The sequence below is a fragment of the Paracoccus alcaliphilus genome, assembly GCF_028553725.1.
Lineage (GTDB): Bacteria > Pseudomonadota > Alphaproteobacteria > Rhodobacterales > Rhodobacteraceae > Paracoccus > Paracoccus alcaliphilus.
This window is the reverse complement of record NZ_CP067125.1, coordinates 243,019-254,497: the sequence shown is the minus strand read 5'-3', so window position 1 is coordinate 254,497 and position 11,479 is coordinate 243,019. Positions and strand designations below refer to the sequence as shown.

Here is an 11,479-nt window from a genome sequence, read left to right as displayed (position 1 = left end):
GTTGCCGGGTCAAATGCTGACTGGCCCGACCTTCGTGGGAGGCGACAGGGTCAGGTCATACGCGCGACGACCCGCGCATTCAGCTTGCCCAGCCCCAGCGCGGCACGGCTGCGGCGCGAAATCATGTCGATCACGATCGTCGCCAGCATGGTGACCAACAGCAGGAACACCGCCCGGTCCACCCGGATTTCCTGAATGGCCGCGCCGACATAGAAGCCAAGCGTGCCCATGCCCAACAGCCCGACGATGGCGGATTCGCGCACGATGATCTCCCACCGGTAAAAGCACAGGGCAAGGAAATTGCCATAGATCCTCGGCAGGATCTCCCACGCATACAGATCGACCCCCTTGGGCGCATCGGGTCGCAGATCCGCATGCACGCCCTCGGATTGCCGCCCCAGCAGATGGGCGATGATTGCACCGTTATGCAGGCCAAGGGCGATCACGGCAGGCAACATCGAGGGTCCGAACATCTGCAACATGATATAGGCCAGCATGTATTCCGGGGTCGAGCGTCCGATCACCAGCCCCAGATGCCCGGCCCATGCCCCCCAGCGCCCGACCAGAGGGCGCAGGATCAGCGGAAACCCGATCAGCGCCACCAGTCCCGCGACCACCAGCGCCAGCTGCGCGACGATCATCGTGGCGCCCAGTCCCGGCAGCGCCTGATTGAAGAACAGGTTTCCGATCCAGTCCCCGAAGCGCTGCCATGTCGTGGCATCACCCCATGCGCCGTAGCGCAGCGGGGCGGGCACGATGTCATGGCCCAGAAAACGCATCAGCGCGCCCGACGCCATCGGCGGGGTCTGAAGCCGGGACAGGAACCAGACCGACAGCAGGATATAGACCGGCGCCAGCGGCCAGCGCATCCACAGCCGGATCGTCGCGATCAGCAGGTAATAGATGATCAGCACCGCCGCCACCGCACCATACATCCCCTGCTTGAAGAAGGTGTCCAGCTCGAATCCAAGGGTGGGCAGGCCGACAAAGCCCAGAACCGCGCTGGACCTCAGCCCGCATTCCAGCCGGTACAGCGTATAGGTGCCGAATTCCCTCATCGCCAGCGGCAGCCGCGCGAAGAAAAACACCGAGATGAAATCCGAACCCGGAGGCATGGCGCGGGCAGGACGCGGGTCGGCCTCGTCAAGATATTCGGAATAGACCTTGGCGAAGATCCCGGCATAGGGGATCGCCAGCGCCAGAATGCCGGTCGTGGCCGACAGCCCGGTCACCTGCATCAGCAGGATGGCCCAGAACAACTCGTGGATCGAACGCGCCGCCACGCAAATGATCCGCACGGTGACGAAACGGTAAAGCGGCGCCAGCAGGAAACCGGCCAGCGCCCCCGCCGCCACGCCGCAGACACCAAAGGCGATGGTCAGGGCCGCCGCGCGCGACAGCGAACTGATGGCCGAGAAATCCGGCGACAGCAGCCCCTGCACCATCCGGCCCAACTCGGCCCAGGGGTCATGGCTGGCGATGCGCAGATCCGCGGCGGGCAGCAACGCGACGGCGATGGCGACAAAGACCAGCGAGGTGAATATGCGCCCCTTCGGCCAGCGCCAGCGGCGGTCAGAGACGATAGAGCGCATCGATCTCTCCATCGCTAACTTGCTGCGCGGGCCGGTCGATCATCAGCCGCCCGCCCTTGATCCCGACGATCCGCGTCGCGATCAGCCGCGCCAGCGCCACATCGTGCAGCGCCAGAACCAGGGTCTCGAACCGCTGGCCCAACCGCGCGATCAGCTCTGCCGCGTGACGCTCGTCCACCGCCGATACGGGCTCGTCGCCGATCAGAACCGTGCCGCCGTGATGGATGGCCCGCGCCAGTGCCGTGCGCTGTTTCTGCCCGCCCGACAGGGCGCCCACCGGCTTGCGCCCGAGCCCTTCAAGACCCACCGCGACCAGCGCCTTTTCGACCTGCCGGCGCTGCGAGGTCAGCGGCCAGACCAGATTGACCAGATTATAGGCCGCGCGATGCCGGTTCAGCCGCCCCATATAGACGTTGTGAAACACCGACAACTGCGGCACCAGACCATGTTCCTGCGGCACCAGCGCCAGATCCCGGCGCCCCTGCGCCACCAGCCGCGCATGGATGGTGTTCAGCAGCGTACTCTTGCCGCTTCCGCTGCGCCCCAGAAGCACCACACGCTCTGCCGGGCGCAGACGGAAATCCACATCCGGCAGAACCACATGATCCCCATAGGCGAGCCGTTCGCCCTGAAGATGCAGCATCGTCAGTCGAGGATGCCCAGAGCGCGTCCGGTTTCAAGGATCGGCTCGTAATCCTCGTTCCCGGCGGGCACGAAGGCCTTGCGCGGGAAAGAGGCCAGCAGCTCGGGATCGTCCATCCCCACCAGCGCCGCCTGCACCTTGTCGGCAAAGCCTTCGCCGAAACGCGCATCGACATCGCCGCGAATGGTCCAGTTGTAATCCGGATAGGGCGGGGTCTGCCAGATCACCCGGGTCGTCGCGATCTCGGGCGCGTTTTCCCGCACCGCGGTGTCATAGACGGTATAGTTGAGCGCCCCGACCTGATAGGCCCCGGTCGAAACCAGCCGCAGCGTCTGGCCGTGATCCCCCGAGAAACCCACCTGCGAAAAGAACTCGTCCGGCGCTTTGCCGGTCTCTTCGCGGATATAGAAATCCGGGAACAGCCGCCCCGAGGTCGAGGTCTGCGCGCCAAAGGTAAAGCTCAGCCCCTCGGCCTCCAGCGGGAAACCGTCGCCCTGTTCCAGCCCGGTGCTTTCATGGGCGATGAAATAGGAAATGAAGCTCATGTCCTCGTCGCCCTGCGCCAGCGCACGGGAATCCGGAACCGCCAGACGCGCCTGCACGCCCGAAAGCCCGCCGAACCAGCCCAACTGGATCTGATCGTTGCGAAAGGCCACGACCGAGGCCGCGTAATCCTTGACCGGAACATATTCGACCGGCACCCCCAGTTCGGTCTCCAGATAATCCGCGACGGCTGCAAACCGCTGCATCAGGCGGCTTTCGTCATCGTCGGGAATGGCCGAGAAATAGAGGGTCGGCGTGTCCTGCGCCTGTACCACCGGCGCCGCGCCCACCAGAAAGCCGAACGCTGAAACAGCACCGGCCAGCAGACCAAGCGTGGTCCGGCGTCCGAAGCTGTCCATGTCGACACAAACCTTGCCAGACTTGGACATTGCGATCTTTCCTTTGCAATAAGGGTTTCACATGATTGGAGTTTGCCCGCTTCATGGGCTGGGAAAAACTAGCCAACTACCCGTGATCCGACAACCCGTGACGGAAGCCGGACCGCAGATTCCCAATCAGGTGCCCCTCAGGGATAGATCATCACCGGCACGCCGGGACTCAGCATCGCATAGATATCCTCGATTTCCTCATCGGTGACGGTGATGCATCCTGCCGTCCAGTCGCGGTTCCTCGGCGCCAGCTTGTTGCCTTCCGGTCCACGGCCATGAAACATGATGTCGCCCCCCGGATGCCGCCCGAACTGCGCCGCATAGGCCCGGTCGTGCTCATTCGGATAAGAGATCCCGACCGACAGGTGATAGCGGCTGCGCGGATTGAAGCGGTCCACGAAATAGAGGCCCTCGGGTGTCTTGCCGTCGCCATCGAACTGCTTGTGCCCGACAGGCTGGTTGCCCAGACCGAAATCATAGGATTTCAGCACCGTCCGGCCGCTCAGCAGATGCATCCTGCGCTGGCCTTTATAGACGACGATCTGCGTGACCGGCGGCCCGGAATAGGTCTTGAACTGCGGGCGGGGCGGCTGCGCGCCGCAAGCCGCCAGAACGGCAAGCAGCGACAGGGAAAGCTGGCGTCGGCTCAGACGGAACATTCCGGTCATCGATCATTGTCCTTCATCCGGTCGCGCCTGATTTGCAGGTGATGGCGCTGATTGCGACCGATCATAACCGCTAACCCGGCCGCAGGTCGAAACACGAATGCGCTGGCGGCAAAAGCACGCCTGCCACTGCCGGAGCGATCGGGATCCGAAGGGTCCTGCGTCATGGTTTCAGGATCAGGAACAATCCGCTGATGATAGCAAAGGCAAGCACCGCAAAGCGCAGGAATGGGCCATTGATCCGCGAATGCGCCATCCGCGACAAGGCGCTGCCCAGCAGGACGGCGGGCACCAGAATCAGCGCCGCCAGCAATTGTTCGCCATGCAACCGGCCCGCGATGGCAAAAATGACCAGCGAGATCACCTCGCCCACCAGAAAGCAGGCCGCGACGGTCGCACGCAGGACCGGCCCCGCCGCATGTTGATACAGCAACGCCAGCGGCGGGCCACCGATGCCGGTCGCGGTCTCGGTCACGCCGGTGAACAGTCCGACCCCCAGCGCCGAGCTTTTGCCCGGCGAAAAGGGCGGTGCGATCAGCGCCACCAGCGCCGCCAGCACGGTGAACAACCCGACCGCCAGTTCCAGTTGTTCGATCGACAGCGCGATCAGGACGCCAAGGCCCAGAAAGGTGCCAAAGAACCGGCCAATGGTGATCCAGCCCGCGCCGCGACGGTCGATCCAGTGGCGTTCACGCCAGGCGACATGGAAGTTCAGCGGCAGCATCAGCAGCAGCAGCGTGACCGGCAGATAGCTGGCGTCAATCAGCCCGAAAACCGGCGCGACGATCAGCGCAAAGCCGATGCCGACCGCGCCCTGAACGAAAGCCGCCGCGCCGACGACGGCCGACAGCAGAAGGAAGGTGGCAAGGGTCACGATTGCCTCGTCATGGCGCGGTGGCGGTCGGCGACCGGGTGGATGCGCTGGATCGGGGCCTGCGCGATGGCCGCCGCCGTCACCTCGCGGATCTCGGCCAGCAGCGCGCTTGCGTCCCAGTCAACCGGCCAGCCCTGCCACATGCGCAGTCTGCCATTGGTGAACACCGCGTCGATCTGATCGCGGTTGCCGTATCGGACCAGTTCCCATGTCAGGTCGTGCGAGGGGGTGAATTCCGGCAGGTCCAGATCGACCAGCAGGAAATCGGCGGCAAGGCCCGGCGCGATCCGCCCGGTCACCCCGGCCAGCCCGCTGGCATCCGCCGCCATCCGGGTGGCCGCATCCAGCCACAGCCAGCCGCCGCCGCAGGAACTGTCGCCCGAGGCCAGCCCGTAACCCGTCCGTTGCAGCGTCTCGGCCGCGTCCATCAACCGGAAGCCGTCGGCGCGGGTGCCGTCGGTGCCCAGCCCGAACCGCACCCCCAGCGCCTGCATCTGCACGGCAGGCGCGATGGCATTGCCCTTCCAGACCGAGGCGACGGGATTATAGGCGATGGCGGTGCCGGTGTCGCGCAGGATGTTCAGCTCGGACGGCGTGACCAGTGTCGCATGGGCAATCAGCGCATGCGGCCCCAGCGCGCCGATATGGGCCAGATGCTCCAGCGGGCGGCGGCCATTGGCGACCAGCGACCGCTCGACCGCCACCAGATGCTCATTCACATGGGTCTGGAATATCGCCCCCGCCTCGCCTGCCATGGCCGAGATCCGGCGCAGCATGTCGTCGCTGCCGACCTCGGGGATCGAGATCGCCAGCGACGGGTGGATCAGCGGATCGCCGTCATAGGCGGCCAGATGGCGCCCGGCGGTCGCGGTGATTTCCGCCGGATCGGGCAGCAGCGCCGCCCCACCCAGATCGTTGCAGATCTGCGCGACCACCAGCCGCAGCCCGCTTTCGCGCGCCGCATCCACCAGCCGCCCGATATGCCCGGCGGAACGGGTCCCGGCATCGACCGCCGTGGTAAAGCCGCCGCGCAGACATTCCAACGCCGCCAGCCGCGAGGACAGATGCACCATATGTTCGTCAAGACTGCCCTCCAGCGGCACCCAGATGCGGCGGAAGATCTCGGACGGCTCGCCAAAAACCAGCGACTTGCCAAGCGATTGCGTCAGATGGGTGTGGCTGTCGATGAAGCCGGGCATCAACAGGTGATGCGGCAGTTCGATCCTGCGCATCTCCGGGTGGCGGGCGGTCAGTTCACCCACCGGGCCCACTTCGGCAAAGCGCCCGTCGCGCAGCAGTACCGCCATGCCGGGTCGGGTGCCCTCGTCCAGCAGCATCTGCCCGGGCAGGATCAGCAGGTCCTGCGTGTCGTCGAATATCCGCGGCTTGTCGGTCATCAGGCCCGCCCCTCGTTGGTTTCGGTTTTGTGGTTGTTCTGCGCCCCGATCTGGAACATCGCGTTGACCACGGCGGCGGTGATCGTGCCCATGGCCAGACCGTTGCCGAGGATCATCTGCGACCATTGCGGAAACTGGCTGTAGATCCCTGGCACAAGAATCGGCAGCATCCCCATCGCAAGCCCCGATGCCAGCGTGAACATCGCGCCATGTTCGCGCAGATCGGCGCGGCGCAGCAAGTCGATGCCGATAACCCCGATGATCGAGAAGACGATTACCGCCGTGCCGCCAACAACCGGCCCCGGCAGCGCCGTCGCCATGCGCGAAACCGGCGCCAATAGCGCGATCACCACAAGGATCACCCCGGCCATCGCCGTGACATAACGCGATTTCACATTGGTCGCGCGGACGATGCCGACATTCTCGCCCGAGGTGATGATCAGCGAGGTGCCGAACATGCCGCCGACCAGCGAGGCGGCTGCATCGCCGCGAATGGTGCGCGGCACGATGGCAAGGGGGTTGCCCTTGCGGCCCGCGATCTCGGCGGTGGCGATGGTCTGGCCGGTGGCCTCAGCCATCGAGATCACCGAGAAAACGATCAGCGGCAACGAGGCGATGATGTCGAATTTCGGCATCCCGAAGGGAAACAGCTGTGGCATCGTCAGGACCGATCCTTGCAACACCCCTGACGTATCGATCCGGCCCAGTGCGGCCGCCAACAGCGTGCCGCCGATCAGCCCCAGCATGACCGCGATCCGTTGCAGCGTCCCGGTGAAGATCCGCGCGAACAGGATCGTCATCCCGATGGTCGCCAGCGCCAGCCCGACATTCACCGGGTCGGCAAAATTCTCGCTGCCCGGCTTGCCGGTGATCGTGCCGCCATAGATCCGCACCAGATTGACCGCCACCAGCAGCAGCATCGTCCCCACGACGATGGGCGGAAAGAATCGCAGCAGCCGCTGAAAGACCGGCAGCGCCAGCAGATAAAAGACCGAGGTCAACAGCACCGCGCCCACCGCAGTCTGAATGTCGGTCTGCACCGCGATGGCCAGAAAGATCGCGATGGGCGCGCCGCCCGGCACCATGATGAAGGGCAGCTTCGCACCGAATCCGCCCGGCCCGAAGCTTTGCAAAATCGAGCCGAGCCCGCAGATCAGAAAGGTCGCGCTGATCAGCGAGGTGGTCAGTGCAGTGTCGAAATTCAGCGTCTGCGCGACCAGAAACACGGCGGTGATCGGAGAGGCGGCCATGACCAGCACGTGCTGAAGCCCGAAAAGGAACAGGCTGCGCGGCGGCAGGCGCTCATCCGCCGGATCGCCTGAACTTGCGAGTCGAGATGTCGTCTTCATTCGTTTGAACCCTGTTGGATATGCCACGCTTGGGACGTCCGACCGCTGCGTGATCGTTTCAATTGCGGTGGCAAAACGCTTTAGCAAAACGTTTTGCTATCGACTCGCATATCACTTTCGACGATTCTCGCAAAACGTTTTGTATGCATCTTGCGATTTTCCCCTCGGATATGCTTCCATTCCGGTCGGAACGGCGCCCATCGCGAATGAGAGAAAAGCATTGAGCAAACCCACGATCATCGATCTGGCCAAGGCCGCGGGCGTCTCGCCGACGACGATCTCGCATGCCTTCAGCGGCCGCCGCCCGGTGGATACCGAGACAAAGGAACGGATCCTGAAACTTGCGCAGGAAATCGGCTACCATCCCAGCAGCATGGCACGCGGCCTGCGCAGCGGGCGGACCGGCACCATCGCGATCGCCTCGTCAATGCCCTTCTCGGTTGCGGCTGGTCCGTCGCGGCTGGGCTTTCTGATGGAGATCGCGGCCTCGGCGGCGATGTCGGCGCTGACCCGCAATATCGCGCTGTGCCTGATCCCGCCGCTGGCACCGCAATCGAACCTCGATTCGCTCGGCTTCGACGGCGTCATTCTGGTTGAACCAAGCGCGAAGGACCCGCTGATTGCGCATTTCGAGGCCCGGCACACGCCAATCGTCTCGATCGGCAGGGTCGCGGGACGCGCGGACATTCCTTCGGTCGATCTGCGGTCTGGCGACACGGCCCGGATGATGCTGGACCACCTGCGCCAGATGGGCAGCCGTCATATCGCGCTGATCCTCGGCGCGGCTGAGCGGACCTCGCAGCTTGAGACAGAGGCCGCCTATGCCGCCTTCTGCGACGGATACGGCATAACACCCCATCTTGTCAGGCTGGACGAAAGCGGCGGAGAACAGGTCGCGCAGGACGCGACGCGGGATCTGCTGGCGGCGTTTCCGCATCTGGACGGGCTGCTGGTGCCGGTCGATGCCTTCGCCAGCGGCGCGCTGGCCGCCGCCCATGCGATGGGCCGCAAGGTGCCGCAGGACCTGCGGCTGGTGACCAGATATGACGGGTTGCGCGCCAAGCTGGCCAGACCCGGCCTGACGGCGATCGATCTGGGCCTGACCGAGGTCGCCGGTCTGGCGGTGGAACTGCTGCTTGCGCGACTGGACGGCACCCCCGCCGATGTCATGGCACCGTGGCCACGGCTGGTCGTCAGGGGATCCACGGACCCCGGTGCGGGGTCAGGCTGAACGTCAGGTTTCACGCGCGTCAGCCCGGCGGGCGTTTGCGACGGCGGCGGGCAAGCTCATAGGCGATCGCGCCGATGATGGTGACGGCGATCATGATCAGTGCCAGCGCGTTCACCGCCGGGGTCAGCCCGGTACGCACCTTGGTCGCGATGAACACCGTCAGCGGCGTCTCGAAGCCGCGCACGAACAGGGTGGTGTTGTAGTTCTCGAAGGATTGCAGCACCGCCAGCCCCGCCGAGGCCAGCAGCGCGGGGCGCAGGAACGGCAGCAGCACCCGGCGGAACACCATGAAGCGCGAGGCGCCAAGGCCAAGCGCGGCTTCCTCTTGCGTGCGGTCGAACCGTTGCAGCCGCGAGACGACCATCAGCATGACATAGCAGATGATGAAACTGGCCTGCGCCATCACGATCAGCAGCAGGCCCCCGCCCACGCCCACCTGCCGCCACAGGATCAGCGTGGCGATGCCGATCACCACCCCCGGCGTCAGCAGCGGCGACACCATCAACGCATAGGCGAAGCTGCGCGCGCGGGCGTGCAGTGTGGTCAGCACCAGCGCCGCCGCCGTGCCGACCGGGATCGAGATGACCACGACGAAGAACGCCACCACCGCCGAGGTCCACAGCGCGTCCCACATGGCGCGGTCGGCCCACATGGCGCGAAACCACTCCAGCGTCGTGCCCTGCCAGGGGATCACCGTCGGAAAGCGGCTTTCGTTGAAGGATGCCGCGCTCATGATGACCAGCGGCGCGAACATGTAAAAGGCGAACGCCGCGATGTAGAAGACGAACAGCGCCCGGAAGATGCGATCCACCCCGCTCATTTCGCGACATCCGCCAGGTTGACGCGGAAGATCCGCAGCGTGACCAGCACCACCAGCAGGCACAGCCCCAGCAGCACCAGCGCATAGGCGGCACCGCGGTTCCAGTCGCCGCCCTCGAAGAACCAGTTATAGATGATCTCGGTGAACCAGCGACTGCCGGGAGAACCCAGCAGGGCAGGCGCGACATAGGACCCCGCCGCCAGCATGAAGGTAAAGACGCAGCCGGTGGCGATACCCGCCTTGGCATGGGGGATCACCACACGCCAATGGGTGCGCCAGACCGGCGCGCCAAGATCGCGCGCGGCATCTATCTGCGCCTTCTCAAGGCTTTCGATGGCGTTGTAGATCGGCAGCAGCATGAACAGGATATAGGCATAGACCATCCCCGCCAGCACACCCAGATCGCCCTGCCAGCGCACCGGTCGGTCGATGATACCCAGTCCCAGCAACGCCGCGTTCAGCGGGCCGCGATAGGCAAGGATGATATACCAGCCAAGCGTGCGCAGCACCTCGTTGACGAAGAAAGGCACGATCAGCGCCATCAGCGCGATGGACAGTTGCGCGCGGGTGGCGCGTTGCGCCATCCAGAAGGCGATGGGATAGCAGACGACGAAGGTGGTCAGCGTGACCAGCCCGCTGGCCCAGATGGTTTTCAGGAAGATGGTCCGGTGGACGGCCTCATTCGCCAGATAGGTGAAATTCGCCAGCGAATAGATGTCATCCGGCCCGCCGATCCGTGCGGGCGGCAGGTTCGGGCGCAGCGCATAGTCCAGCGTCATCAGGTTCGGCGCCAGCACCATGCCAACCAGCCAGATCGCCACAAGGATCAGGAAGAACGAGGCCAGCCAGCCCCCGAAGCGCTGGAACAGGTCACGCATCGGCCAGCACCACGCCATGCCGGGGCTGGAACGAGAAACTGGCCCGCGCCCCCGGCTCGGGCGCGTCGGACAGCCGCGTACTGGGAACCGAAGCCGCCAGCGCCGCGCCGTCGTCGAAGCGGCCATGGACCAGCGCAAAGGCACCCTCGAAATCCACCCGCTCGATGGTGGCGGGCAGGTTGTTGGCGCCATCCGCGCCGGGGATCAGCGCCTCGGGGCGGACATAGAGCGTCGCCTGCCCGCCGACCTGCGCGCCCGGACCAGCGCGGCCGACGAGCGCGCCAAGCCCGGTTTCCAGCGTCGCGGTGCCACCGTCGATGGCGGTGATCCGGCCGGTGATGGCGTTGGTTTCGCCCACGAAACGGGCGACGAAGGGGGTGGCGGGGTCGTCGTAAAGCTGGCGCGGGGTGGCGACCTGTTGCAACAGACCCTCGCTCATGACCGCGACGCGGTCGGACATGGCCAGCGCCTCGGACTGGTCGTGGGTGATGTAGATGAAGGTGACACCGGTGCGCCGTTGCAGCGCGCGCAGCTCGGCCCGCATGTGCTGGCGCAGCTTCAGGTCCAGCGCGGACAGCGGCTCGTCCAGCAGCAGCACGCCCGGTTCCACGGCCAACGCGCGGGCGATGGCCACGCGCTGGCGCTGACCGCCCGACAGCTCACCCGGCATGCGGTCGCCGTAACCCTCCAGCGCGATCAGCTTCAGCAGCTCGTCGGCCTTGCGGCGGCGTTCGGCCCGGCCCACGCCGCGCGCCTCCAGCCCGAAGGCGATGTTTTCCCAGACCGGCATCAGCGGGAACAGTGCCAGCGACTGGAAGATCATCGCGGTGGGGCGTTGATTCGGACCCAGCCCCTGCATGTCGCGGTCACCGATCAGTATCCTGCCATCGGTCGGCTGGATGAAGCCCGCGATCATCCGCAGGATCGTGGTCTTGCCACAGCCCGACGGCCCGAGGATCGAGAAGAATTCCCCCGCCCCGACCTTGAAGGACACGTCGCTGACCGCGCGCGTCGTCCCGAAGCTCATGCCGATGCCGGACAGTTCCACCGAATGCGACATTGGTCCCCCGTTGCTGGTGACGGGGCGGGATGCGTGCC

The 11,479-nt window shown here is 65.4% G+C and carries 11 protein-coding genes; 1 reads left to right on the top strand and 10 read right to left on the bottom strand.

Features of this window, described 5'->3' with window-relative positions:
• Positions 1 to 50: 50 nt before the first annotated feature.
• From JHW40_RS19570 to JHW40_RS19540, 7 genes are all read right to left on the bottom strand, one after another.
• Entirely contained in the window at positions 51 to 1,592 is a 1,542-nt protein-coding gene (locus JHW40_RS19570; RefSeq protein ID WP_090610474.1) for a PhnE/PtxC family ABC transporter permease, read from the bottom strand.
• A complete protein-coding gene (locus JHW40_RS19565) occupies positions 1,573 to 2,235 on the bottom strand; it encodes an ATP-binding cassette domain-containing protein (protein ID WP_090610475.1) in 663 nt (220 codons plus the stop codon). The genes JHW40_RS19570 and JHW40_RS19565 overlap by 20 nt, the downstream gene beginning before the upstream one ends.
• Before the next feature lie 2 nt (positions 2,236 to 2,237).
• A complete protein-coding gene (locus tag JHW40_RS19560; protein ID WP_090610593.1) occupies positions 2,238 to 3,137 on the bottom strand; it encodes a putative selenate ABC transporter substrate-binding protein in 900 nt (299 codons plus the stop codon).
• A 167-nt stretch (positions 3,138 to 3,304) separates the two neighbouring features.
• Complete coding sequence (locus JHW40_RS19555; RefSeq protein ID WP_090610594.1) at positions 3,305 to 3,826, bottom strand: L,D-transpeptidase family protein; 522 nt, start codon at positions 3,824 to 3,826, stop codon at positions 3,305 to 3,307.
• A gap of 169 nt (positions 3,827 to 3,995) precedes the next feature.
• A complete protein-coding gene (locus tag JHW40_RS19550) occupies positions 3,996 to 4,706 on the bottom strand; it encodes a sulfite exporter TauE/SafE family protein (protein WP_090610476.1) in 711 nt (236 codons plus the stop codon).
• Positions 4,703 to 6,103, bottom strand: coding sequence for an amidohydrolase family protein (locus JHW40_RS19545; RefSeq protein WP_090610477.1), 1,401 nt, complete (start codon positions 6,101 to 6,103; stop codon positions 4,703 to 4,705). The genes JHW40_RS19550 and JHW40_RS19545 overlap by 4 nt, the downstream gene beginning before the upstream one ends.
• Positions 6,103 to 7,452 (bottom strand): uracil-xanthine permease family protein, encoded by a 1,350-nt coding sequence (locus tag JHW40_RS19540; RefSeq protein WP_090610478.1) that lies wholly within the window; start codon positions 7,450 to 7,452, stop codon positions 6,103 to 6,105. Before JHW40_RS19540 ends, JHW40_RS19545 begins: the two co-directional genes overlap by 1 nt.
• Before the next feature lie 220 nt (positions 7,453 to 7,672).
• Here JHW40_RS19540 and JHW40_RS19535 point away from each other — a divergent pair, with 220 nt between their 5' ends.
• Complete coding sequence (locus JHW40_RS19535; RefSeq protein WP_090610479.1) at positions 7,673 to 8,683, top strand: substrate-binding domain-containing protein; 1,011 nt, start codon at positions 7,673 to 7,675, stop codon at positions 8,681 to 8,683.
• Positions 8,684 to 8,702: 19 nt separating this feature from the next.
• Here JHW40_RS19535 and JHW40_RS19530 read toward each other — a convergent pair whose 3' ends face one another.
• The 3 genes from JHW40_RS19530 to JHW40_RS19520 are packed head-to-tail and all read right to left on the bottom strand — an operon-like array spanning position 8,703 to position 11,441.
• Positions 8,703 to 9,503: an ABC transporter permease gene (locus JHW40_RS19530; RefSeq protein ID WP_090610480.1), complete on the bottom strand. Its 801-nt coding sequence runs from the start codon at positions 9,501 to 9,503 to the stop codon at positions 8,703 to 8,705.
• Positions 9,500 to 10,381 carry an ABC transporter permease gene (locus JHW40_RS19525; protein WP_090610481.1) on the bottom strand — a complete coding sequence of 294 codons (882 nt, stop codon included), beginning with the start codon at positions 10,379 to 10,381 and terminating at the stop codon, positions 9,500 to 9,502. Before JHW40_RS19525 ends, JHW40_RS19530 begins: the two co-directional genes overlap by 4 nt.
• Positions 10,374 to 11,441, bottom strand: a complete 1,068-nt coding sequence (locus JHW40_RS19520) for an ABC transporter ATP-binding protein (RefSeq protein WP_090610482.1) — start codon at positions 11,439 to 11,441, stop codon at positions 10,374 to 10,376. The genes JHW40_RS19525 and JHW40_RS19520 overlap by 8 nt, the downstream gene beginning before the upstream one ends.
• Between the last annotated feature and the right edge of the window lie 38 nt (positions 11,442 to 11,479).

Bases quoted from the DNA above. Each gene is read 5' to 3' on its own strand.
- JHW40_RS19525 (WP_090610481.1), bottom strand. From the start codon at position 10,381: ATGCGTGACCTGTTCCAGCGCTTCGGGGGCTGGCTGGCCTCGTTCTTC.
- JHW40_RS19540 (WP_090610478.1), bottom strand. From the start codon at position 7,452: ATGAAGACGACATCTCGACTCGCAAGTTCAGGCGATCCGGCGGATGAG.
- JHW40_RS19570 (WP_090610474.1), bottom strand. From the start codon at position 1,592: ATGCGCTCTATCGTCTCTGACCGCCGCTGGCGCTGGCCGAAGGGGCGC.
- JHW40_RS19520 (WP_090610482.1), bottom strand. From the start codon at position 11,441: ATGTCGCATTCGGTGGAACTGTCCGGCATCGGCATGAGCTTCGGGACG.
- JHW40_RS19555 (WP_090610594.1), bottom strand. From the start codon at position 3,826: ATGTTCCGTCTGAGCCGACGCCAGCTTTCCCTGTCGCTGCTTGCCGTT.
- JHW40_RS19545 (WP_090610477.1), bottom strand. From the start codon at position 6,103: ATGACCGACAAGCCGCGGATATTCGACGACACGCAGGACCTGCTGATC.
- JHW40_RS19530 (WP_090610480.1), bottom strand. From the start codon at position 9,503: ATGAGCGGGGTGGATCGCATCTTCCGGGCGCTGTTCGTCTTCTACATC.
- JHW40_RS19565 (WP_090610475.1), bottom strand. From the start codon at position 2,235: ATGCTGCATCTTCAGGGCGAACGGCTCGCCTATGGGGATCATGTGGTT.
- JHW40_RS19560 (WP_090610593.1), bottom strand. From the start codon at position 3,137: ATGGACAGCTTCGGACGCCGGACCACGCTTGGTCTGCTGGCCGGTGCT.